This window comes from Candidatus Defluviilinea gracilis, from assembly GCF_057138825.1.
Genome location: NZ_DBNHEF010000054.1, coordinates 54,204 through 76,150 on the forward strand (window position 1 = coordinate 54,204; position 21,947 = coordinate 76,150).

General features: G+C 53.7%; 22 protein-coding genes, 2 tRNA genes and 1 pseudogene. 11 read left to right on the forward strand and 14 right to left on the reverse strand.

The window, feature by feature from the left end:
• Positions 1-419 precede the first annotated feature (419 nt).
• Positions 420-1,259, forward strand: coding sequence for a LysM peptidoglycan-binding domain-containing protein (locus AC16KF_RS08430; protein WP_484036867.1), 840 nt, complete (start codon positions 420-422; stop codon positions 1,257-1,259).
• A gap of 52 nt (positions 1,260-1,311) precedes the next feature.
• On the opposite strand, the gene AC16KF_RS08435 is transcribed toward AC16KF_RS08430, so the two are convergent.
• The gene (locus AC16KF_RS08435; protein WP_484036868.1) at positions 1,312-1,662 is read right to left on the reverse strand and encodes a histidine triad nucleotide-binding protein; all 351 of its coding nucleotides are present in this window, start codon (positions 1,660-1,662) and stop codon (positions 1,312-1,314) included.
• Positions 1,663-1,872: 210 nt separating this feature from the next.
• Between AC16KF_RS08435 and AC16KF_RS08440 the strand changes: the two genes are divergently transcribed.
• The 5 genes from AC16KF_RS08440 to AC16KF_RS08460 all read left to right on the forward strand — a co-directional run bounded on the left by AC16KF_RS08440 (position 1,873) and on the right by AC16KF_RS08460 (position 6,802).
• Positions 1,873-2,991 carry a M50 family metallopeptidase gene (locus AC16KF_RS08440; RefSeq protein ID WP_484036869.1) on the forward strand — a complete coding sequence of 373 codons (1,119 nt, stop codon included), beginning with the start codon at positions 1,873-1,875 and terminating at the stop codon, positions 2,989-2,991.
• 3 nt (positions 2,992-2,994) lie between these two features.
• Positions 2,995-3,996, forward strand: a complete 1,002-nt coding sequence (locus tag AC16KF_RS08445) for a HEAT repeat domain-containing protein (protein ID WP_484036870.1) — start codon at positions 2,995-2,997, stop codon at positions 3,994-3,996.
• 252 nt (positions 3,997-4,248) lie between these two features.
• Positions 4,249-5,166: an AEC family transporter gene (locus AC16KF_RS08450; protein ID WP_484036871.1), complete on the forward strand. Its 918-nt coding sequence runs from the start codon at positions 4,249-4,251 to the stop codon at positions 5,164-5,166.
• Between the two features lie 2 nt (positions 5,167-5,168).
• Positions 5,169-6,380 (forward strand): peptidase MA family metallohydrolase, encoded by a 1,212-nt coding sequence (locus AC16KF_RS08455; protein ID WP_484036872.1) that lies wholly within the window; start codon positions 5,169-5,171, stop codon positions 6,378-6,380.
• Between the two features lie 131 nt (positions 6,381-6,511).
• Positions 6,512-6,802 (forward strand): acylphosphatase, encoded by a 291-nt coding sequence (locus tag AC16KF_RS08460; RefSeq protein ID WP_484036873.1) that lies wholly within the window; start codon positions 6,512-6,514, stop codon positions 6,800-6,802.
• Between the two features lie 10 nt (positions 6,803-6,812).
• Here AC16KF_RS08460 and AC16KF_RS08465 read toward each other — a convergent pair whose 3' ends face one another.
• The 5 genes and pseudogenes from AC16KF_RS08465 to radC form a co-directional block, all read right to left on the reverse strand.
• Positions 6,813-7,478, reverse strand: a complete 666-nt coding sequence (locus AC16KF_RS08465) for a DUF7957 family protein (RefSeq protein WP_484036874.1) — start codon at positions 7,476-7,478, stop codon at positions 6,813-6,815.
• A 70-nt stretch (positions 7,479-7,548) separates the two neighbouring features.
• Positions 7,549-7,638: pseudogene (locus tag AC16KF_RS08470) on the reverse strand (JAB domain-containing protein); the annotation flags it as partial.
• A 21-nt stretch (positions 7,639-7,659) separates the two neighbouring features.
• A complete protein-coding gene (locus tag AC16KF_RS08475) occupies positions 7,660-7,989 on the reverse strand; it encodes a type II toxin-antitoxin system HicB family antitoxin (RefSeq protein WP_484036875.1) in 330 nt (109 codons plus the stop codon).
• Complete coding sequence (locus AC16KF_RS08480; RefSeq protein WP_484036876.1) at positions 7,986-8,240, reverse strand: type II toxin-antitoxin system HicA family toxin; 255 nt, start codon at positions 8,238-8,240, stop codon at positions 7,986-7,988. Before AC16KF_RS08480 ends, AC16KF_RS08475 begins: the two co-directional genes overlap by 4 nt.
• A gap of 39 nt (positions 8,241-8,279) precedes the next feature.
• Positions 8,280-8,987, reverse strand: coding sequence for a RadC family protein (radC, locus tag AC16KF_RS08485; RefSeq protein ID WP_484036877.1), 708 nt, complete (start codon positions 8,985-8,987; stop codon positions 8,280-8,282).
• Positions 8,988-9,178: 191 nt separating this feature from the next.
• On the opposite strand from radC, the gene AC16KF_RS08490 reads away from it, so the two are divergent.
• From AC16KF_RS08490 to AC16KF_RS08510, 5 genes are all read left to right on the forward strand, one after another.
• Positions 9,179-9,254: transfer RNA gene (locus tag AC16KF_RS08490), tRNA-Ala, on the forward strand.
• A gap of 87 nt (positions 9,255-9,341) precedes the next feature.
• Positions 9,342-9,414: transfer RNA gene (locus AC16KF_RS08495), tRNA-Ala, on the forward strand.
• A gap of 782 nt (positions 9,415-10,196) precedes the next feature.
• The gene (leuS, locus tag AC16KF_RS08500; protein WP_484036895.1) at positions 10,197-12,659 is read left to right on the forward strand and encodes a leucine--tRNA ligase; all 2,463 of its coding nucleotides are present in this window, start codon (positions 10,197-10,199) and stop codon (positions 12,657-12,659) included.
• Between the two features lie 141 nt (positions 12,660-12,800).
• Complete coding sequence (locus AC16KF_RS08505) at positions 12,801-13,826, forward strand: hypothetical protein (RefSeq protein ID WP_484036878.1); 1,026 nt, start codon at positions 12,801-12,803, stop codon at positions 13,824-13,826.
• A gap of 6 nt (positions 13,827-13,832) precedes the next feature.
• Entirely contained in the window at positions 13,833-14,519 is a 687-nt protein-coding gene (locus tag AC16KF_RS08510; RefSeq protein ID WP_484036879.1) for a rhomboid family intramembrane serine protease, read from the forward strand.
• A gap of 79 nt (positions 14,520-14,598) precedes the next feature.
• Here AC16KF_RS08510 and AC16KF_RS08515 read toward each other — a convergent pair whose 3' ends face one another.
• The 8 genes from AC16KF_RS08515 to AC16KF_RS08550 all read right to left on the reverse strand — a co-directional run bounded on the left by AC16KF_RS08515 (position 14,599) and on the right by AC16KF_RS08550 (position 21,691).
• The gene (locus AC16KF_RS08515; RefSeq protein ID WP_484036880.1) at positions 14,599-15,459 is read right to left on the reverse strand and encodes a CPBP family glutamic-type intramembrane protease; all 861 of its coding nucleotides are present in this window, start codon (positions 15,457-15,459) and stop codon (positions 14,599-14,601) included.
• Complete coding sequence (locus AC16KF_RS08520) at positions 15,456-16,535, reverse strand: alpha/beta hydrolase family protein (RefSeq protein ID WP_484036881.1); 1,080 nt, start codon at positions 16,533-16,535, stop codon at positions 15,456-15,458. Before AC16KF_RS08520 ends, AC16KF_RS08515 begins: the two co-directional genes overlap by 4 nt.
• Before the next feature lie 6 nt (positions 16,536-16,541).
• Positions 16,542-17,336 (reverse strand): 2-oxo acid dehydrogenase subunit E2, encoded by a 795-nt coding sequence (locus AC16KF_RS08525; protein ID WP_484036882.1) that lies wholly within the window; start codon positions 17,334-17,336, stop codon positions 16,542-16,544.
• 3 nt (positions 17,337-17,339) lie between these two features.
• Positions 17,340-18,599: a glycosyltransferase gene (locus AC16KF_RS08530; RefSeq protein WP_484036883.1), complete on the reverse strand. Its 1,260-nt coding sequence runs from the start codon at positions 18,597-18,599 to the stop codon at positions 17,340-17,342.
• 101 nt (positions 18,600-18,700) lie between these two features.
• On the reverse strand, positions 18,701-18,883 hold the full coding sequence (locus AC16KF_RS08535) for a hypothetical protein (protein ID WP_484036884.1): 183 nt from the start codon (positions 18,881-18,883) through the stop codon (positions 18,701-18,703).
• 2 nt (positions 18,884-18,885) lie between these two features.
• Positions 18,886-19,740, reverse strand: a complete 855-nt coding sequence (locus AC16KF_RS08540; RefSeq protein WP_484036885.1) for a hypothetical protein — start codon at positions 19,738-19,740, stop codon at positions 18,886-18,888.
• Positions 19,737-20,507, reverse strand: a complete 771-nt coding sequence (locus AC16KF_RS08545) for a lysostaphin resistance A-like protein (protein WP_484036886.1) — start codon at positions 20,505-20,507, stop codon at positions 19,737-19,739. The genes AC16KF_RS08540 and AC16KF_RS08545 overlap by 4 nt, the downstream gene beginning before the upstream one ends.
• 83 nt (positions 20,508-20,590) lie before the next feature.
• The gene (locus tag AC16KF_RS08550) at positions 20,591-21,691 is read right to left on the reverse strand and encodes an alpha/beta fold hydrolase (RefSeq protein ID WP_484036887.1); all 1,101 of its coding nucleotides are present in this window, start codon (positions 21,689-21,691) and stop codon (positions 20,591-20,593) included.
• Positions 21,692-21,947: the final 256 nt, after the last annotated feature.

Genomic DNA, 21,947 nt, shown 5'->3' on the forward strand with positions numbered 1-21,947 from the left:
GTACACGGATACTTCGACACTCCTTTCAGTCGCAGTACAAGTTTGACGGATGACACGGTCAAACACGGATTTTTAAATGGTTTTCTCCGTGAAATCCGCGTTATCCGTGTCCAAAAAAAAGACGGGTGTCCCGTAATCAACGAGAAAGAGCCTCACCACGAAGGACACAAAGTACACAAAGGGGGAAAAGAGCCTAGATTCCTTGTGTTTTTCCTTTGTGACCGTCGTGTCCTTTGTGTTTGAAAAATGGTTTCCCGTTAAAAACGGTAGAGCCAAAAAGACTTAAGAAACACTCTCGTAGATCGATTGTTCTTATCGCTAAGCAAGAATGTAGGAGCGCGAAACGATTTTCCCTTGCGCGCTTTGCAGTTCCAAGTGCCGCGCGCGAGGCAATAACCAACCCTGATATAATCCCGCCGATGAACCGCAGAACCATACTCATTATTTGCTTTTATTTGCTGTCGATTCTTGTTGTGGGCATTGCCTTCTCTTCGACGCAAGCCTCCGCCGCGCCGCGCGGGCAGGGATTTGTGACTGCCACGCCGGGAGCGGATGGTCGCATCCTATACACAGTGGTGGACGGGGATAACTGCGGGCAGGTGGCGCTCTTGCATGGGATCACCGTCGCGCAACTACGTTTATTAAACACGCGCCTCGATCAGGATTGCAATCTAACAGTAGGTCAACAACTTGTTGTCGGCGTAATCTCTATTGAGCCTACCGCCGGCCCCGCGCCCACACTTCCGTCGCCGACACCCACCTCCACGCCGATCGATGGGACAACGATCGTGTGCGTCCTGCTCTTCAACGATGCCAACGGAGACGCGTTGCGGCAGGAAACGGAATTCGGCATCGATGGCGGCGCGGTCAGTCTGACGAACATCAACGGCTCGTATGCCGAGACCAAGGATACTGTTTCCACCTTCGACCCAGACACGCTGGAACCGGATCGTTCGTGCTTCGAAGATGTGCCGCAGGGAGATTACAACGTCAGCATGGCGGTGCCCGATAGTTACAACCCGACCATGGTGATGAGCTATAACTTCACCGTGAGGGCAGGCGACCGGGCATCTGTTGATTTTGGGGCGCAACCCAAAACGGTGACAGTCAGCGAACCGACCGAAGGCGGCGGCAGATCGTCTATTCTGGGTATCTTCGGTATTTTGCTGTTGCTCGCCGGCGCCGGGCTTGGATATTATTCCTGGCGCGCCGGTCAACCCCAAAGCAAATTGAAGGGAAGCCCGCTGGATAAAAGGTAAAACATAAAAGCCGCCGAAATTTTCGGCGGCTTTTTCATCCTTCATCCTAACATCACCCCATCGGGTGCTTCATCCTCTGCCCGCCGATCAAATGGAGGTGCAAATGGAACACGGTTTGCCCGCCATCCGCGCCGTGATTTGTGATCAGTCGGTAGCCCGTGGTATCGATGCGCTCTTGTTCTGCAAGGGACCGCGCAACCGTGACGAGATGCCCCATCAACGACTCATCCGCTTTCTCGAGCGCGGCAACCGACTCGATGTGACGGTTCGGCACGATCAGAATGTGCGTCGGCGCGACCGGGTTGATGTCGCGGAAAGCGGTGGTTTGCTCATCGCGGTACACGACGGTTCCGGGGATTTCACCTGAAATGATCTTACAGAAAAGACAGGCGCTATCGGTCATGAGAGTTTTCCTTTCCGGTTAAGGTTTTCTTCGTGCCCTAAGCAGGTATCGCATGGCGCCATGGCGACATTTCGCGGTTCAGCTTCGTCTTTTGTACGGTAGAAAACAATGGAATAATTCTACCCCAGACCTATGAAAAGCATTAGAAACTTCTTTGCGTCTCAGAGCGTCTTGTCAATTGGCGATATAATCCTCGCGCGAAGGAAAACTATGAACGAAACCATTCTCACACCCATTGTCTTTATCCTTGCCTTTAGCGGCATGGTCATCATCCACGAATTCGGGCACTACATCGTTGCGCGTTGGTGCAATATCGAAGTGGAAGAATTCGGGTTAGGCTTGCCCACCCCGGGCGCGATCACCCTCTTCACCTGGCGGGGAACGCGCTTCACGCTGAACTGGCTCCCACTCGGAGGCTTCGTCAGACCCAAAGGCGAGAACGACCCGAACGTGGCGGGCGGGCTGGCGGCCGCAACACCGTGGAAGCGCTTCGCCGTGCTCGTCGCCGGCCCGTTGATGAACCTGCTTACGGCTGTGCTCATCTACAGTTTTATTTTCTACCGCGTCGGCGCCCCCGATACCACCCGCGTGCTCGTGTCATCGGTGGTCGATGGAAGCCCAGCCCAGACGGCGGGGTTTCAATCCGGCGATATTTTCATCAGCGGGAACGGGCAACCCATCCGCAGTTACGACGAACTCCGCATGATCGTGGATGCGGGCCAAGACCAACCTGTGACCTTCCTCGTGAACCGCAACGGAGAGGAACTGGAGTTGATCGCCCAGCCGCAATTCGACAAGACGCAAAACCGCGTCATGATCGGAGTGGGGCTGGGTGTGCCCTTCGTTCGGTCTGATTCGCCCCTTGAAACTCTCAGCCTCGGCGCGAGGTACACCTACTTCAACATCCGTAATTTGATCTCGCTCCCCGCGCAAATGATTCGCGGCACCCTCACCCCGGAGCAAAGCCGCGTGATTGGATTGAAAGGCATCTACGACATCATCGGGCAAACCGTGAGTCACGATATGGAAGCGACAGCCAACACAAATGTTGGTAACGCCGCCCCAACCGATCCCGCCGACCAACCGGTACGCACACTTGAACTCATTGCCGGGCTTTCGATCAGCCTCGGCATCTTCAACCTGTTCCCGTTCCCCGCGCTGGATGGTGGACGCATCATCTTCCTCCTGCCAGAGTTGATCTTCCGACGCCGCGTGCCCCCCAACGTGGAAAACCTCGTGCACGGACTCGGCATGACCGTGCTCCTGTTGTTCATGATCTACGTCAACGTAATGGACTTTGTTAACCCGATCGGCATTGTGGTGCCATAACCAATGAACCCAAACCCGAATCCCTTCCAACTTGTGCTCGACGCCCTGCTCAACGAGAAAAAGGAATTTTCTCCCAAGTTCCTGCACCATTTTTCCGACATGGGCGCGCTTGAACTCAAAACCCTTGGCGACATTTGGTCGCGCGTCAGCGTCAAACGCAAATTAAACGTGCTTGAACAACTTGAAGCGCTTGCCGAAGAGAATACGCTCGTCTCATTCGACGATTTTGCAAAATCGATTCTCAACGATGCGGATGCTTCCGTGCGCGGGCGCGCTCTGCGCCTCCTGCGCGAATCGGACGATACCCGCCTGATCCCGCAGTACATCGACCTGCTCAAATCGGATGCGGACGCGCAAACACGCGCCGAAGCCGCCGCCAACCTCGGCATGTTCGTTGCCCTTGGCGAACTCGAAGAAATCCCTCCCGCGATCAAGCAACAAGTGGAAGATGAACTGCTCTCCGCCGCGAATGGAAATGACGATGGGCGGGTCCGCCGGCGCGCGCTCGAAGCGCTGGGATTTTCCTCCCGCCCCGAGGTGATGGCATTGATCGAGTCATCGTTCAAGCGCGAAGACCCCGCCTGGCAGACCTCCGCGCTGTTTGCGATGGGGCGCTCCGCCGACAACCGTTGGAACGAGGATGTGATCGCCTCGCTCGCCAACGTGAACCGCAATGTGCGCGAAAGCGCGGTCGAAGCGGCGGGCCAACTGGGCATCAAAGAAACCCTCCCGATTTTATTGAAGTTGGTCGAAGAGGAAGAAGACGACGATGTGACCGGCGCGATCATCTGGTCGCTTTCGCAGATCGGCGGCGAGGATGCGCGCGCCTTCATCGAAAACCTGCTCGACCAGACCGACGATGAAAATGAAGACCAGATCGAATTCCTCGAAGAGGCGCTCGAAAACCTCGCCTTCACCGATGAGTTGGACAAGTTCGACCTCTTCAACATTGAACCCGACCTGGAGTTCGATGGCGAAGAGGAGGATGAGGAAGAAGATTCCTAAGAAAGTGTTTCAAAGATTTTGATGGGTTTTCTCAGAATTCTCTGCGCGCTCTCCCGAAAGACATCGAGATGAGGTGTGGCAAAGAAAGAGCTGGGAAACAGTTTCTGAGGCTTCTGAACAATTTCCAAAAGTATATTGGGGCGATGTATGGCAAAAAAGTTTGAAACTATCTTTGCGAACATCACTACCGTAGAGAAATTTTTCCCGGCCACGGAGACGTTATAATCCCCGTGATCTTTTTACTCTATACCCATGTCGCTTTCCCTTCTTGCCTCCACATTTGCCAACAACCTCCTGCCGATCCTGCTCCTGAGCGGGGCTGGGTTTACCCTCGGTAAAATATTCCCCATCGACTCGCGCTCGCTTGGGCGGGTGATCTTCTATATTTTTGCGCCGATGCTCGTCTTTGAACTGCTTGTGCAAAACGAGATCGACATCACCGAAGCCGTGAAGGTGGTGTCTTTCACAGCCGTGTACATCTTCATCATGCTGGGAATCACGCTGGGGTTTAGCCTCGCCTTTAAACTCGACCGCCCGACCCTGGCGGCGGTGATGATCGCCACGGTCTTTGGCAACACGGGCAACTACGGGCTTCCGCTTGTATCGTTTGCGTTTGGCGGCGACGCGCTAAAATACGCCGGCCTATTCTTTGTGACCACGGCAATTTTGCACAACACCGGCGGCGTGTTGATCGCCTCGCTTGGGCACATGAACTTCAAGCAAGCCTTTCTTGGCATGTTCAAAGTGCCGGTGGTGTATAGCCTGGTGTTCGCTGTGCTGTTCCGGGCGTTGCATGTTGAAATACCCATGGCGCTCGCGCGCACCATCGAGCTTGCCGCGGGCGGGAGCATTCCGATGATGATCGTCCTGCTTGGCGTGGAACTCTCGCGCGTGCAGTGGACGGAGAAATTGCGCGGCGTGAGTTTGAGCGTTTCCCTGCGCCTATTGGCAGGACCCCTCGTCGGATTTTTTCTCAGCCTCCTCTTTGGGTTAAGCGGCGCGGCGCAACAGGCGGCGGTAATTCAATCGTCGATGCCGGCGGCGGTGAATACCACGATCCTTGCCACCGAATATAAACTCGATTCATCGCTGGTGACTGCCATTGTGTACCTCGGCACAGTGCTTAGCCCGCTAACGTTGACTCCGCTGATCGTGCTGTTGGGGAGATGACGGTGAAACTCGCGCGCCTCTCGATCTTCATGACACTGGCGTATGCGTTGGGGTGGGCGAGGCAGGTTCACTCGTCGGGGTTGAACGCGCCGGCGGGGCAGGCGGGCGTCGCGTTTGAGCGCGTCGAGGCGGTGTATCGGTTTGGGGAGCAAGTCGATTTCCTTGCCGCGATCCTTTCGCCCAGCCCGTTACAAAGCGCGTCGATCACGATCTTCGATCAGCGGTTGAACGTCCTTCGTTCGGAACCGCTGACGGTGAACCCGGATGGAACATCGCAATTCACCCTGGATGCGCGGCAAACCAACATTCGCCCGTTCACGCTGGTGTATTGGCGGTATGATCTTGTGCTTGGCGACGGCGCCGCGTTCCAAAGCGATTTTTATTCGTTTCGATACGACGATAATCGATTCAATTGGCAGGAGTTGGATGAGGGCGGGTTGCGCTTGCGCTGGGCGCGGGGCGATGATGCGTTTGCGCAAGACACGTTGAACGCCGCGCGCGCGGGGCTGGAGACCATCGGACAATATTTTCCCGTTGATCTTTCTCAGCCGGTCGATATTTTTATCTATGCTTCGCAAAGCGATATGCAATTCCCCGGCTATGATTCGTGGGTGGTGGGTGTGGCGGAGCCGTCGAGCAGCGCGGCGCTGGCGGTGATCGAGCCGGGCAATGAGCAAGCCGAACTGATGGGCTGGCGCATTCCGCATGAGTTGATGCATGTGATCATGTATCGTTACCTCGGCGAGGGATACGATCGGGCGCCCGCTTGGTTGCGCGAAGGGTTCGCGACTCTTGTGGAGGCAAACCCGACGCCCGAATACGATCGCGCGCTGTCGGATGCCGCCGCGCGCGGCGCGTTAATCCCGTTCGTGGATTTGTGCGCTTCTTTCCCCGTTCAATCTGATTCGGCGTTTTTGGCGTATGCCCAAGCCCGGTCGTTTACCGCCTTTCTGCGCGACACGTTCGGCGTTACCAAACTTGTCGACCTCGCCACTGCCTATGCCGATGGTTTGGCCTGCGACAGCGGCGTGGAGTTGGTGTACGGATTGACATTGACGCAACTGGAAGCCGACTGGCGGCGATCGGCGTTGGGGCAGGATGTCGTGGATACTGCCTTGCAAGCCACGTTTCCGTACCTGGTGTTGTTGTGCGTGATGCTGGTCATTCCGCTGGCGTTGGGGTTGCTTGCGATGCGGCAGAAGCCGGGGAAGTGATTTTTTGACCTGAGCTCCATAGACCATAGACCATAGACCATAGACCATGCATTAGTTATCGGTGAACATGAGTCAATCGTCCATTGTGCATGGTCGTTGATCCTTCGATTTTACACAGGAGAAATTATCCAATGACAGATTTTGTCCGCGCACACATCTTCGTAAAAGGACGCGTGCAGGGCGTGGGCTTCCGCGCCCACGTGGAATATCACGCGCGCCAAATTGGAGGGCTAACAGGCTGGGTTCGTAACGTTGGCTACAACACCGTTGAAGCAATCGCAGAGGGCAAGCGCGAAAACGTGGAACGCCTCATCGAGATGATGAAGCAAGGTCCCAGCATGTCGCGGGTGGATGAGTCAACGGTGGAGTGGGAGGATGTGACAGGAGAGTTTCGGGAGTTTGGGGTGAGGAGGAGTGGGTGAAGGAAAACTCTTATTGTGGCGAGATGATCTTACCAGTTTCAACATCAAGAACGACGGAAATACAAGACCTGCTAAATGCCGTTAATTGCCCATCTTTCCATGCCACATCGGTATAAACATCATTTGTTGATGTAGGCAACTCCACCTGCCATTTTATTGAGCCATCTGGTTTGCAACGAAGAATATTTCTGAACGCTGTTGTGTAGTTCAACATTACAATTTTATGGTCGCTATTGGGAACTCTCAGAGTCGTTAAAATTTCAAATGTGGGTAATTTTTTCTTTGTCTTTGAACGAATCTTCTTTTCATATTCACTAGGATTCACTTTAGATCTGGTATATTTTTTTGAAGAAACTTTTTGATTGGGTTGGAGAAATTCCAAATCTTGAGATTCGGACCAAAAGACATCATCACTTACAGAGGCAAATAATACACGCAACTTGCATCTAGTAGTGAGTATGTTGCCTAAGTAACTGACATAAGTTACAGAGAATGTGAGTGTGTCGCGATCAAAATCGAACCACTCATGATAAATTTCAATGTCAGTTGCTCCTCTACTTTGTAAGAAGGACTTAATTTTTTGTTTAGCATCCTTTACGAAATAAAAATACAGAAATAGAAGTGCAGCAATTAAGAAAATGTTTACGTAAATAAATGCCGAATTGTCACTTTCCATTTTTCGTTGGCCTTTCTGTGTTTATGGGAGGAGTTTGAATTAATCCGTGTTTTCTTTTTTGTCGCTTATTTTACACAAACCCCAGCCCTCGTTCCTTCAACGACACCCACCTGCCCTGACCGATCACGAGGTGGTCTAGCACATCCACATCGAGCAGTTGCCTGCTTGCACAATGGCGCAGTTACTCGTTTTCAAGCGCGGTTTCCAAAACATCTGTAACCCAACCGTTCAAGCTTTTATCCTCCAATTTTGCCTGAATGTAGGCTTTGCGATGTAATTCAGCGGGGAGGCGAAGGACGAACTTGCCCGAGAACGGTTTCTCAGGTGTTTCATTGCGTTTGGCGCAAAAGTCGAGATAATCATCCACCGAATCTCGAAATGCCTTTTGAACCTCGTCAACGCTTTCGCCTTCGAACGTAATCACATCACGGACATTGATCACTTCGCCGTGCAAAATGCCCGCATCATCGTCAATTTCAACTTTGCCGACATATCCTTTATATTCCATCATGGTTTTACTCCTGCCGTCTCAAGAAACCTGCGAACAGACTTGACGGCTCCTTTATTTGTCTCTTTCCTCGGGTGGGGGCGGTGAAACACAGCCCGAACTCCTTTCAACGCAACCCGCACTCGTGAGCCATTTCCTTCTGTAATCTCAGCGCCCAATGCGGTGAACAAGGATTCCACATCTCTCCACGCAATATTGGCTCGTTCCGGCTTTTCAAATATTGCTTCGAGAGTTTTGCGGTGTTTGTTGTCCACGAATATATAATATCATAAAGTGATACTATAATCAAGGGCTTATACAAACCCCAATCCTCTCTCTTTCAACGACACCCACTTGCCTTGACCGATCACGAGATGGTCTAGCACATCCACGTCGAGCAATTTGCCTGCTTGCACGATGGCGCGCGTCACAGCGACATCGTCGGGGCTGGGAGTGGGGTCTCCGCTCGGGTGGTTGTGGATGATGACGATGCAGGAGGCGTTCTTGCGGATCGCTTCCTTGAAAATCTCGCCGACTCGCACTTGCGAAGAGTTGACCGATCCTTTGTACACCTCGACGGTTTCCAACACCCGATTCCTCCTGTCGAGCAGCATCACGCGCAGATGCTCCTGCTCCAACGCGGACATTTCGTACGAGACCAGCGCGGCGGCATCGGCAGGGGAGTTGATGGCGATTCTTTCTTCGGGGGATTCGAGCGTCAGCCTTCGACCGAGTTCGATCGCCGCTTTGATCTGCGCGGCTTTGGCGTCGCCGAGTCCGTGCTGCTTTTTGAGGTCGGCGAACGGCGCTCGGTGGAGTCCCGTCAGTCCCCCGAATTTTTTGAGCAGGCGTTGACCAACCTCCACCGCGTTCTCTCCCTTCACGCCCACGCGCAGGAGGATGGCAATCAATTCGGCATTGGTGAGGGCTTGCGCTCCCAGCGTGGATAATCTCTCTCGTGGGCGATCAGCCTCACTCAAGTCCATGATGCGGTAGATGGGTTTGGAGTTTGTCTCAGCCATGGAAATATCCCTTTTGGTTTATTTATTTAGCCACAGAGCTCACTGAGACCATTGAGAAAAACTCAGGATCTCTGCGCGCTCTGTGGCAAATCATTCTCATTGATCAAGCCATCGTCTGTCCCTATTTTACAGCGAAACGTTGCTTGACATCACCCAACCCGTACAGTAGAATACCGAACGCAATTTCCTTTGGGCCTGTAGCGCAGTTGGGAGCGCGCATCAATCGCACTGATGAGGCCAGGGGTTCGAATCCCCTCAGGTCCACCACCGATTTACGATTGCCGATTTTGGATTGACGATTGAAACCCACGATCCAAATCGTAAATCTGAAATCGAAAATCCGAAATCGAAATGGGGCCCATAGCGCAGTTGGGAGCGCGTCTCAATGGCATTGAGAAGGTCGAGGGTTCGAATCCCTCTGGGTCCACAATTTAGTATGTCAAACTTAAGTTTGACGTACAACAAAAGTTATGGCAGGAGCAGTAGGTCATCCCGTCAGCGAGAAGGGAAGGCAAGGTGGAAGCCCTTCAAACGGTATCGAACGGGAATACCAAGAGACCGAACTCGCCTGTCGCCCTGAGCGGAGGGCTTTAGCCCAAAGTCGAAGGGGACTTCGCTGGTGAATCGAGTAGTCAGCGACGGTTTCAACCGTTATCTTGATTAAAGTGGTTGATTAGAGACTAGTTGACTAGAGACTAGGAGACTAATTGACAAACTGGGTGGTACCGCGGAGTGAACTCTTCGTCCCTGATGTGGATGAGGAGTTTTTTGTTTTGTACTGGACGATGGACGATAGACCATCCTGTATCATCTAGCGTCGATGGTCTATGGTCAGATCTGAAAGGAGGCACATATGAGCGATGGAATCAATTTCATTTTCTGGAAGCAGGGACCTCTCCTTCCTCGCCTCCTCATGCGCAAAGAAACGAAAAACCAAAACCCATCGACAATCTCAGGGCAACGCTTGGAACTTGAAACCTGGAATCTGAAACTCATAATGAGGTAAGAATGGCTACTAAGAAGAAGAAAACAACTACTAAAAAGAACAACGCGCCAAAGGTGAAAAAGACTTTGAAATCGAAAGCATCGCCAGCGAAGAAGAAAGTTGTCGCGGTGAAGAAGAAGGTGACGAAGCCTGTATCGATGGCTAGAAAGTCCGCGCCTGTGAGAAATAAGACGACTAAAGTCGTCACTACGGCGAATAAGGATATGTCTTTCGACCCGCAAGCCTTTGAGCCGAAGTGGCAGGCAAAGTGGGAAGCGGATAAGTTGTATCGCGCGGTGATTGATAACAGCAAACCGAAACATTACGCGCTGACGATGTTACCGTATCCCAGCGGCGACTTGCACATCGGTCACTGGTACGCGATGACTCCGTCCGATGCGCGGGCGCGGTTCAAGCGGATGCAGGGATACAACGTCATGTTCCCGATGGGGTTCGACGCGTTCGGTCTGCCAGCGGAGGGCGCGGCGATCAAGCACAATATCCATCCGAAAAAATGGACATATCAAAACATCGAGCGGATGCGTAAACAGATGCGCACGATGGGTGCGATGTTCGATTGGGAGCGCGAGGCGGTCTCGTCTGACCCCGAATATTACCGATGGACGCAGTGGTTCTTTATCCAGTTGTACAAACACGGATTGGCGTATCGCAAAAAGCAAGCCGTGGATTGGTGCCCGAAGGACAACACGACTCTGGCGCGCGAACAAGTCAAAGGCGAGGATCGAGTCTGTGACCGTTGCGGAACGCCTGTGATCAAGAAAGAGTTGGAGCAGTGGTTCTTCAAAGCGACAAAATATGCGGATGAATTACTGCACTTCGATGGCATTGATTGGCCCGAGTTCATCAAAACTTCGCAGACGAATTGGATCGGTCGGTCGGAGGGGGCGTCGGTGACGTTCAAAACTGAAACGGGCGATCCCATTGAAATATTTACAACACGTCCCGACACATTGTGGGGCGCGACGTTCATGGTGATGTCGCCTGAGCATCCGCTGGTGGATAAAGTCACCACGGCGGAGAACGCGGAAGCCGTCCACGTGTATAAGGCTGAAGCGGAGAAGCAGACCGACATCCAGCGCGAAGCGAAAGATAAAGAGAAGACGGGCGTCTTCACGGGCGGCTATGCCATCAATCCAGTGAATGAGGAGCGCGTCCCCATCTGGGTTGCGGATTATGTGTTGATGTCGTACGGCACGGGCGCGATCATGGCTGTGCCTGCGCACGACGAACGCGACTTTGAATTTGCGCGCAAGTTCGGGTTGAAAGTGATTCCCGTTATCCAGGCAGAAGGCATGGAGTTAAACGGCGAGACGATGATCGAAGCGTATCCGCATGATGGCGTGATGATCAATTCGGGTCCGTTCAATGGCACGCGCGCCACGAACGATAAAGGCATGAAGAATCCCGCGATCAAAGCGGTGATTGAATATTTGGAGCAAAAAGGGATTGGCAAGCGCGATGTGAATTATCGCTATCGCGATTGGTTGATCTCGCGCCAACGTTTTTGGGGCGCGCCGATCCCAATGGTGTATTGCGAAACGCACGGATGGAACCCCGTGCCTGATGATCAACTGCCCGTGCTGTTGCCCGATGATATTGACGAATGGAAGCCGACGGGCGAGTCGCCGTTGAAGTTTCATCCGACGTGGAAGGACGCGACTTGCCCTGTGTGCGGCGAGCCTGCCACGCGCGAAACGGATACGATGGATACGTTCATGTGTTCATCGTGGTATCACTTGCGTTATCTGAGTCCGCGCGATAACGACGCGCCGTTCGACGATGCCGAATACAACTATTGGATGCCCGTTGACACATACACGGGCGGAAGCGAACATGCCAACATGCACTTGCTGTACTTCCGCTTTTTTCACAAGGCGTTGCGCGACATGGGCATCACCGAGGGCAGCGAACCCGTGATGCAGTTGCGCAATCAGGGCATGGTGTTGGCGGAAGATAACAGCAAGATGTCGAAGAGCAAAGGCAATGTCGTTGCGCCCGATGTGTTGGTGAAAAAATATGGAGCCGATACCGTCCGCGCGTATTTGATGTTCTTCGCGCGCTGGCAACAAGGCGCGCCCTGGGACTCAAACGGCATCGAAGGGACTGCAAGATGGATGCGCCGCGTGTGGACACTGTTCACGGATCCTTCCACGCCTCCAACTGCCTCTGCCGACGTGAAAAAGAATCTACGCCGACGCGTCCACCAGACCCTGAAGCGCGTCACGCACGACTTCGAGAACTTCGAGTTCAATACGATCATCTCCTCGCTGATGGAGTTGCTGAACGAAATGTACAAAGCTCGCGAGGCTGGCGCGGTCGGTACACCCGAATGGGATGAGGCGACTGAAATCTACGTGAAGATGATGGCTCCCGTCGCGCCGCATATCGCCGAAGAATTGTGGACGAATCAATTAAGTAAGCCGTACTCGATCCATCAGCAGAAGTGGCCCCAAGTGGACGAATCCGCCGCAAGGGAAGACTCGATCGAGATTCCCGTGCAGGTCAACGGCAAAGTGCGCGACCGAATCGTCGTCGCTGTGGACGCGAGCGAAGAGGAAATCCGCAAAGCCGCACTGGCGAGTGAGATCGTCCAGAAATATCTGGAAGGCAGGGAGCCGCGCAAGGTCATTGTGGCGCATGGGAAGTTGGTGAGTGTGGTGGTGTAATAGTAGAGGGTAGAGAGTAGATGAATAGTCCCTGAAGGTTTTGAGACCTTCGGGGATTATTTATGAACAGGGGAACTTGCGTTTACTTTGATCGCTTCATGGAGGGGAATTACGGATACAATACGCCTTATCCAATAAGCCATGACGGAAGATAACCTGCTTCGACAAGCGATAGCGGCGGCGCGCGCTGGACGTGAATTGGGCGCGCGGGATATGTTCCTGCAAGTCATCGAGGCAGAGCCTCGGAACGAATTGGCATGGATGTGGTTGATCGATCTGTTGGACGATCTGGATGACCGCATCTATGCTTGCGAACAAGTTTTGGCGATCAATGCGGGGAACTTAAACGCCAGACACTTGCTCATCAGGTTGCAGGCTGAACGGCAACAGCAAGTAGAGGAGCAACGAATCCAAGCCGGTGAACAGGCGCGCCATATACAAGAGTTGATTAAAGAGCGAAAACTTGAATCGGCATTGGAACTTGCTCGCAGTCTGGCTCAAAGGAATATCAACCATGCCGATGTCTGGCGCTCCCTGGCGCAGTTATCTCCCGATGCCGATGAAAAAATCCGCTCGCTTGAAAAATTGTTGGCGTTGACGCCGGAGGATATCCAGGTGAAACGCGACCTTCAGCGGCTCAAGCATTTTCAGCAAAATCCGATGGAACTGGCTGAGATGTATGAAGAGCAGGGGAATTTTGAACAAGCGATCTCGGTCTATGGGCAGGTTGCGGCAAATACAAAATCAAAGCGGCAATGGAATATGATCTATTGGCGCATCGTCAAATTGGAAAACCTGCTTCAGGAAAATATCGCTCGTATCCCGCCCGGTATCTCGGTTGCCCGCCTGACCGGCGGACCCGCGCTTTTATACCTGCTTTTGATGTTGATCCAGACGGGGATCAACCCATTTGCCCACCCCGAGCCGTTTTTATGGTTTGGATTTTTATTGGTTTTGTTCGGGAGCTTCATGATCGCGCTGGCATCCGTGCGCTCTCGTCATCGCCTATGGTATCTCCTCTTCAAGGATGTCGGCGCGGGCGGCGCTCCAGCCGCCCGCGCGCTGGTTGCTTCGGCAGGCTGGTGTTTCGTCCTGCTTCCGCATGTGATGTTGGTCCTCATGGCGTATCAGCGCCTGGTAAACTCCATCCTTTGGGGATCTCCATAAAACAGTATGCTTCCACTCAATGACACTGAGCCGAACCGTTACAGCCTGTTTCCGATCATGACCGTTTTCCTGATCGCGGTCAACTCGATCGTTCTTGTCTGGGAACTCACTCTGCCTGCTGAAACTCTGAATGCGGTATTCTGGCTTTTTGGCTCCACGCCGTCGCTAATGTGGTCCAGAGAGGGCGCTGGAATGATCTCGAGCATTACCTCGGTGTTCTTGCACGGCGGCATGTTTCACCTGGTCAGTAATATGCTCTTCCTGTGGGTGTTTGGTCGACGGGTGGAAGATGCCTGCGGACCGGTCCGCTTCCTGCTGTATTATCTGGTGGCTGGAACCTCCGCCGATTTCATTACCGCGCTCGTTCAACCTCATGAGGCAATTCCCGGCATTGGCGCAAGCGGAGCGATCTTCGGCGTGATGGGCGCTTACTTATTATTGTTCCCCGAGGGGCGTATTCGCGCATTATGGATTATTTATATTATTCCCACGTGGCCTAAAATACGCGCCTTCTGGTTTGTGCTGTATTACCTTGTGATACAAATTCCCCCCGCGCTCGATAGCTTTATGAATGGCGTTCACTACGGCATCGGGTATTGGGCGCATCTTGGCGGATTTGTCGCCTGTATTTTCATCTTCTTGTTTCTGAAACCTGAGGCTTTTGCGCGCTACATGAGTAATGTGGCAGTATGACGAAAACCAGGAGCCGGGAAACCTGCAACAGGGATGCGACTCGGGCTTCTTGCAACGTCTTTCTTCGTCGTCAAGGAGATCAAAATCCTGTCATGAATCGCGCGGCGTCCTGAATCCAGTGAAACGCAATAGCAGACTCGAGTCCGCGGCGGCGCGCCAGAATTAGCGGCGGAAGTCCCCAGAGGAGAGCCAGCGCGGCGCCCATTCCCAAGGCGGTCAGAGGCGACTGGATGAACAAATCGTCAAAATGTGAGTACGTATGCGTGAGCATTGCCAGCAAGCCCGCCAACCAGATCGCCTGTTGCGGGAGTGAACGTTGCAATATCAACCAGAGCAACCCCCAGAGGGCGAAGCGATAGATTACCTCCTCAACAATGCCCGGTTGAAGAGCGTCCAGAAGCGCGGGCATGGGTTTTTGCCATTGCGCCGACTGTCCCTGGGTCATCTGCAAGGCAAAGACGTTCAAAAGAGCCAGCGGCAGACCCATGGCTAACCCCAGCAGGATGCCTCGACTCGTTTCCCGCCAGTTGCCATTGGCGGCATGGAGTTGCACCGGTCCACCCTGACGCATGATCGCGAGCCCGCCCAGGGTGGCGAGGAACGTAAAACTCCCGCGAATCCATGCCTGCCCGATTTTGTCGCGAACGATTCCAAAGAAGGGATAAGGCGAAAAGAGAGAGGCGAACAGCATCCCCATACCGATCACCGCGCCCAAGATCAATGCGATGATCCAATCGCCACGCCGCAGGTTGCGATGGCTCTTCATAAGAACGAGGAATGCGCCCGCCACAGTGAGCGTATCGAAAACTTCAAATGTGCGCGGCGCTGGAATCGAGGAAGCCAGCCAGGCACGCGTGAGAAATATCGTTATGATCGCGGTAATAACGAGCGTTGCGCTGAGCCTGTCGAAGCGGAAGAGGGTTGAGTATTTGTTCTTCATCGTTTCCCCTCCGTCGCCTCGTCGATATTTTTCAAGTAGCGGTCGAAAAATTCAAGACACGCCAAATTTACCCTCCGCAGGTAGCCTTCACGATCATGATTAGCCTGCCCGCCTTCGAACAGCCTTGTCAATAGCGGACTGGCGAGCGAGAGGTCGGTCAGGGAAAAATGACCCGCGCCGGATAAATACAGGTTATGGATATTCTCCGGGGGACTGGAGAGGTATTCGTAGTTTCTGGCATATTGCGACCATTCCGAGAGATGGTTCCAGGAACTATCTGAATAGATGTTCAACGTCGGCGCGAGATAGGGTTGGTCGCTCCATACGAATTCGTTATTGTCAACGCCGACGATGTCGTAGAGGAACGGGGATTCCAGCGCAATGACCGCATCCACATCGTTCCGCTGTCGCGGGATGGCTAGCATCGCAGAACCGCCGAGCGAGTGACCGATGACGCCGATTTTTCCCGTATCAACCAATGCGGAAACGCCCGCATCCTTGTCCGCCGCGTTTGCCACGATTGTGTCAATCACAAAGTTGATATCCTCTGTGCGGGTTTTCATCCATTCCCCGTACAAGCGAAGGCTCTGCTCCTTATCCTTTTTTGCGTTTTCCCGCTGAATGTCTTTGAAATAGTCTCCGTTGATCAAGGTGGTACGACCCGCTTCATCCTTTGTCCAGAGCGTATGATACGGATGTCCGATGGAGGCAACAACATAGCCGTGACTTGCCAGTTCAAGATAGAGGGATTCGTTGCTATTTTCCGTGCCAAGCCCTCCGTGTGAAAATACGACAAGGGGAAATTTTTCGCCGTCCCTGGCATTTTCTGGAAACCAGAAGACGACATTGACCTTTCTGTGTTCGCCGTTATCGTTGAATCCTTCGATTCGATTTGGGTCAATGTAGGTGTGGCGGACTGTGGTTACTTCGTATTTCCCACTGGGGGCGATCGGTCGGTATGGCGGGAATAACGCCACAACACTCAAGACAATTATTGAGAGTATTCCAATTCCGATTCGTGCCGCAATTTTCCTGCGGCGTTCGGCGGCGGATTGTTGACGATTCAGATGGTTCATATCTCCTCACGCTTTCTCGATGAAGTCGGAGATTTTGTGACCGCTTTCGACGAGTTCCTTCAATCGTTGGATAAAGCGCGCGGCGGGAGCGCCATCCACGATGTCGTGATCGAGGCTGATCGTCACGCATAGATATTCGCGGTTCTCCAGTTGCCCGTTGAGGAGCATCGGTTTCTTCGCGATGCCCCCCAGCGTGACCTGAAGCGTATGAATGGGAACGGGAATGCCCCAGCCGCCACCATCCCCAAACATGCCCACAGAGGTCAGGGAGACTGTGCCGTTCATTTCCTTCAACCAATGTGGGTTCTTGAACAGCGCTCCCAAAAACAGGCGGCGGATGAACGCGGGCAGGAGGACGAACCAGCCGATGAAACTCGCTTCCCGCCCGTTTTCGTGTTCAGCCTGAAAGGCGCGCAACTCCTCATGAATCTCGCGCAGGGTTTTCCTGTTGACCGCCCGAAGAATATGCGGGCGGATGATCTTGCGGCCGTCTACTTCCACTTCGAACATGGTGTTGACATCCACATCGTGAAACAGGACGAGTTTCTCCCGCCATGTGCGATAGGCTTGCATGTGCTTGTTCGCATCCACCGCCTGCCCAAGACAGGAAATGATAAAGGCAGTAAACGAAAGCGCTTCGCCGGTCTTCGCCTTATGATCGCGAATCAACCGACGCGCGTCGGTCACATCCATCTCCACCAAGCCGTGGATGAGATGTTTCTGTTTAGCCAGCCGCCCGCCGTCCACCATCAGGCGGCGGATCTTTGGAAAGGGGATAACCTGATACGGCTCAATCTTCATTGTTTATGCTCCCAAATATTGCCCGACGATCTTCACAGCGTTGCCGATGCCATCCTCGGCGCGGATCGCTTGTCCGATTGAACATGCCCGCTCCCTCATGCTCTTGTCTATGACTGCAATGTGAATCGCGTTCGCCAGCGCGTCGGCTGTCAATTGTGAAGCGCGGATGGGCTCGGGTCCCGCGCCCAGCGACCTGACTCTGTTTCCCCAAAATGGTTGGTCCACCGTGAACGGAACAATGACCGATGGCATCCCCGCCCGCAAACCCTCCGCGGTTGTGCCAGCCCCGCCATGATGTACAACCGCCGCCATGCGCGGAAAGAGCCAGCCATGCGGCGCAGAATCCAGCGCGAAGATGTTTTTCGGAACATTCATCGCGCTCATGCCGCCCCAGCCAGTGGCGATCACTCCGCGTTGACCTGTTTTCAGCAAGGCGTTGAGTACGATCTTTGTGAAGCGTTCAGGGTCGCGTCCCGACATGCTCCCAAAGCCGATATAAACGGGCGTTTCACCTTGATCTAGAAACTTTTTCAATTCAATTGGCGGATGCCATTCGTTTGCATCCTTCTGAAACCAATACCCGACGATATGCGCGTGATCCCCCCAATCGCGCGGATGTGGAATCACCGTCGGGCTATAGGCGCCCAACAAAGGCGCGGAGGTCAACGCGCGATGGAAGTCTGCGCCATGCAGCGGCTTCAATCCATGCCGTTTCCGAAATTCATTTACAAATGGGCGATACCATTGCCAGAGCGCTTCCAACATGACCAAGCCCGAAAGACGATTGAACAACCTGCCAAGATTCTTTTGAATGGGAAACCCCGCGCCCGCAAAATCGCCAGTCGGCAGGGTTGGCGTCGGCTCGATGAGCATCAGCGGAATGCCCAGAATCTCGGCGATTGTTTTACCAAACGGCGCGAACACCGCCAGCGTGATGAACGCCTCCGCCTCGCGGCTGGCTGTGAGCGCGTCTTCCGCCATTTGGGTTGCGATCGGTCTCAACATGTTTCGCATTGCGACGATGGCACGAATCGGGTTCGCGCCGCTTCGTTCCATGAAGTCTTGCCCGGTCTCGCCCGCCATAATTTTTTGCGTATCGCCGCGCAATGGATAAAATGCCAAGCCATATTCGGCGCTCAGTTTCGCAAAGTTTTGCGGAGCCGCCACGAGCACATCGTAGCCGTCGTTTCGCAAGCCCTTTCCGAATCGAACGCAGGGCTGGATATCGCCTTGCGACCCCGCGCCAAAGATGACGACGCGCATGGCTGGATGATTCCTCCTCAAAGTTGACTCAAGGCGTCAGGCGGCGAATCAGGTCTCCCGTCGGTTTGATGCGCCCGTCGTCAGCCTTGATCGCCTCCGAATCATTTTCGATCCTGCTTGCGCATGTTCATGGCGGCGAATATGAACCATCCGATGAAAACGCCCGCGAGCGCTCCGCCCAAAATCGCAAGCGCATCGTTCTCGCTGATGGGGATGAAAGATGCGCCAAACAGCGCCCCGACGATCAATCCCAAAACAACGTAGAGACCAAACGTGTTGTTCATTTTTACTCCTTGATGTTTCTGAGCAATAACGCCACCATGACCATGTTGGCGATGGCGATGATCGGAAACACTGTCACTTCCACCATGCTGATGGACACGCCAACGCGCAACATGTTGAGGCTCATCACACTGACCGCGACGCCCATCGTCAGGAATTTCATCAAACCGATAGACGCCAGCAGGTAGCCCCACGCGCGGCGGCGCAGAAGCAGGATGCCCGACATCACACAGAGCGGGACGATGAGTCCCAAGTCCATCGCCTGGATGAACATGCTGGTTGTGTTTTCCAGCGCAGGGATGGCGTTCGGCGCAAACGTTGCGGCGATGCGCCCCAGCCACGCCAGCGAGAGAAACGCGGCGGCAAAGAAAAGCAGTCCGGCGATCGAGCCGCGCGGCAGTGTTTCGGAGAAGTGAGAGGGTAGCGCCTTGAGGTCAAACGACATCATGCTCAGGATAAAGGCGAACAGGCTCAGGCTGGATAGCGCCACATAGATCAGAAAGAATTTGTTATATGCCGCGCCGAAGCACATGGTGATGTAGGTATAGAGGATGAAGCCGAGCGTGCCGGTCATGAGCAGGCGTCCGCGCAGGGAGCCGCGCAAGGTCAGCCAAAAAGAGATGGCAAGCAGGGGCAAACCAAGCGCCAGCGTCACCAGGTCGTTGGCTTGCATCTGCGCGGCGGAACTGACGGTATCCCAGTAGTAGAGTCCGCGCGCGTTGATGGTCACCGCCTCGCCGCGAAAGTTGGTGATGGCAAAGGGTTGTCCCTCGCCCGGTAATAAACCAGCCAGCGTAGCGAGGAGCGTCAGCAGAATGATCGCGGGGACGAGCCATTTAAGTAGGGAGTTGGTGTTCATGCGCTTTTTCCTTCGCTCAGGCGTTGCGCTGGCGCGTTACTTTGCAAACGGGATTTTTGTCGCATCATGAAAATCCCATAGGCTGTGAAGATGATCGTCAGGCCGACGACAAGGGAGGATTGCCAGAAGGGAGGCATCACAAAGCCAGGCTTCTGAAGGAAGAAAATAAAATCGGTGAGAAAATGCGAGAGGATTAAAAGCCAGAGAGCGTCTTTCTTTAGCGCCAGCGCGGCGTAGGCAAAGCCGATGGCGGTCGCATACCCGATTTGCATCGCGCTCGCCAACATATTTTTTCCCGTCAGGGCATTCATGGCATGGGTCAACCCAAAGAGCAATGCGGTGACGATCGCGGCTCTCCAATGACCGAGAGGTTTTATGGCTTGCAACATCAACCCGCGAAAGACGGTTTCCTCGGCGAATGCCACAGCCAACGCAACGGCAAACACTGCGGATACTTGGGCAAAACTTTCGATCTGCGCGCCTGGGATCAAATTGAGGATTGCGGGAATGAGAGGAATGAGGAAATAGAGCAGGTCGCTTCGCCGTCGCAGAGGCGTGAAGCCGATGGACTCCCACCACTTTAATCGGGTCAGCAAAACAATGACGATGAGCGTCAGCCCGAGGTTGGCAAGACCGTAGAGCGTCATGTTGGCGAGACCGAAGAAGTAGGCGAATGTCCCCGCAAGAAGGTAAACCACCACGACCATAGCCTCCATGATGGCAACAAACCGATACGGATGACGTTCGATCAATGGGGCTAGTTTCATGGGAGACTCCTGGATGAGACGATAGTGCCTATCTCGTTAGAGGCGGTTTTGAACCAACCTTCTGGACAACGAATCCGCTATCTCTATTTGTAGGTTTCAGGGAGGATGGTCTCCACCATCAGGCGGTGGAACAGATCGGCTTCCTCCCAGATCATGCCGTGTCCGGAGTTTTCAAAAAAGATCAATTCTTTTTTTGGCGCTTCGAGCAAGTTGAAATACTCTTCTGGAATGCTCGATGGATTGTTCATGTCGTGCCGCCCAAGCACGATGTAGACGGGCAGATCAAGACGGGCGGCGTCCACACGAAAATCCAACTCCTGCAATTGCGGATAGACTACATTGAAGGTGTTCATCAGCCCAAGCAGGTAATAAACCCGGTCCAGCCAGCCGTATTCGGGTTGTTTGAGCATCAACTGAATGGCATCACCTTCGCGGCGATAGGTTTCGTCTTTGATGTTCGGCACTTCAAAGAATTGGTATTCGCGTCCGAACAGCGTGGCATATGGCTTGATGGGGCTCTTGCCGAAGTACGGTGGCGGCCCCTGCTTTTCAAGGGTTTGCGCAAAGTCCGTGTCGCCGGTTTGAATGGAGTGTTCCAGCACCAGATCGTAAATCATCTGGTCAGTTGCCCGCACGTCCACCATCTGCGCTGTTCCAATGTAGGCGTGGAATAGATCGGAGCGTTGTTGGGCGGCAAGCGCTCCGATGATGGTGCCCCAGGAATGTCCCACCAGATAGATTTTCTGCTCCTTGAAGCGGACGCGCAACAATTCGCTTAGTTCGATGACATCTGACACATATTGGTCAATGGTCAAGTCGGATTTAGGGTTGAGCGAGGGATAAGATTTACCGCAGCCTCGCTGTTCCCAGATGACGACCACAAAGTGTTTTTCCAGTTCGCTGTTGAAGCGCAACACGCGCGCCGACTCGCTGGCTCCAGGTCCTCCGGAGAGAAAGAGCAGGACAGGCTTGTTGACATCATGCCCGCGAATGATGAGCCACTGGTCGACGCCGCCAAGTTTCACTTTTTCAAGCGAGGCGATACTGCCGGGCAGGTTTTTCCCATCCGCGCCGAGGATGGCGGGAGTATGCGCCGTCCACTGTGAGTAGATCACCACCGCGACCAACAACAAAGGAATGAGCAGGAAGAGCATTCGAACTCCAATCTTGTTCGATGTATTCATCGGAAATTCCTTTCTGCTTATTTTCGGTAGCGGTGCGCTTCCTCCCTGAGTTGAGCGCAAACCTCTGTTGATTCCCCGCAGGTGTATTGTCGAATTCGCAGTTAATTACAACCAAAAACGCTGACCGCTGCCGAAAAGCGCTGTGCGATTTCATTCCGATTCATTCTACCGTTACTCTGGTTCGGCGCAACAGTCACATCATTCCCTTTTCCGCATGTAGAAAGGCATATTCCCCTCGGAGCGTTTATTCGGATAG

What these genes read in the sequence shown, in the direction of transcription:
- AC16KF_RS08430 (WP_484036867.1), top strand. Translation starts at nt 420, where the DNA reads ATGAACCGCAGAACCATACTCATTATTTGCTTTTATTTGCTGTCGATT.
- AC16KF_RS08435 (WP_484036868.1), bottom strand. Translation starts at nt 1,662, where the DNA reads ATGACCGATAGCGCCTGTCTTTTCTGTAAGATCATTTCAGGTGAAATC.
- AC16KF_RS08440 (WP_484036869.1), top strand. Translation starts at nt 1,873, where the DNA reads ATGAACGAAACCATTCTCACACCCATTGTCTTTATCCTTGCCTTTAGC.
- AC16KF_RS08445 (WP_484036870.1), top strand. Translation starts at nt 2,995, where the DNA reads ATGAACCCAAACCCGAATCCCTTCCAACTTGTGCTCGACGCCCTGCTC.
- AC16KF_RS08450 (WP_484036871.1), top strand. Translation starts at nt 4,249, where the DNA reads ATGTCGCTTTCCCTTCTTGCCTCCACATTTGCCAACAACCTCCTGCCG.
- AC16KF_RS08460 (WP_484036873.1), top strand. Translation starts at nt 6,512, where the DNA reads ATGACAGATTTTGTCCGCGCACACATCTTCGTAAAAGGACGCGTGCAG.
- AC16KF_RS08465 (WP_484036874.1), bottom strand. Translation starts at nt 7,478, where the DNA reads ATGGAAAGTGACAATTCGGCATTTATTTACGTAAACATTTTCTTAATT.
- AC16KF_RS08475 (WP_484036875.1), bottom strand. Translation starts at nt 7,989, where the DNA reads ATGATGGAATATAAAGGATATGTCGGCAAAGTTGAAATTGACGATGAT.
- radC (WP_484036877.1), bottom strand. Translation starts at nt 8,987, where the DNA reads ATGGCTGAGACAAACTCCAAACCCATCTACCGCATCATGGACTTGAGT.
- leuS (WP_484036895.1), top strand. Translation starts at nt 10,197, where the DNA reads ATGTCTTTCGACCCGCAAGCCTTTGAGCCGAAGTGGCAGGCAAAGTGG.
- AC16KF_RS08505 (WP_484036878.1), top strand. Translation starts at nt 12,801, where the DNA reads ATGACGGAAGATAACCTGCTTCGACAAGCGATAGCGGCGGCGCGCGCT.
- AC16KF_RS08510 (WP_484036879.1), top strand. Translation starts at nt 13,833, where the DNA reads ATGCTTCCACTCAATGACACTGAGCCGAACCGTTACAGCCTGTTTCCG.
- AC16KF_RS08515 (WP_484036880.1), bottom strand. Translation starts at nt 15,459, where the DNA reads ATGAAGAACAAATACTCAACCCTCTTCCGCTTCGACAGGCTCAGCGCA.
- AC16KF_RS08520 (WP_484036881.1), bottom strand. Translation starts at nt 16,535, where the DNA reads ATGAACCATCTGAATCGTCAACAATCCGCCGCCGAACGCCGCAGGAAA.
- AC16KF_RS08525 (WP_484036882.1), bottom strand. Translation starts at nt 17,336, where the DNA reads ATGAAGATTGAGCCGTATCAGGTTATCCCCTTTCCAAAGATCCGCCGC.
- AC16KF_RS08530 (WP_484036883.1), bottom strand. Translation starts at nt 18,599, where the DNA reads ATGCGCGTCGTCATCTTTGGCGCGGGGTCGCAAGGCGATATCCAGCCC.
- AC16KF_RS08535 (WP_484036884.1), bottom strand. Translation starts at nt 18,883, where the DNA reads ATGAACAACACGTTTGGTCTCTACGTTGTTTTGGGATTGATCGTCGGG.
- AC16KF_RS08540 (WP_484036885.1), bottom strand. Translation starts at nt 19,740, where the DNA reads ATGAACACCAACTCCCTACTTAAATGGCTCGTCCCCGCGATCATTCTG.
- AC16KF_RS08545 (WP_484036886.1), bottom strand. Translation starts at nt 20,507, where the DNA reads ATGAAACTAGCCCCATTGATCGAACGTCATCCGTATCGGTTTGTTGCC.
- AC16KF_RS08550 (WP_484036887.1), bottom strand. Translation starts at nt 21,691, where the DNA reads ATGAATACATCGAACAAGATTGGAGTTCGAATGCTCTTCCTGCTCATT.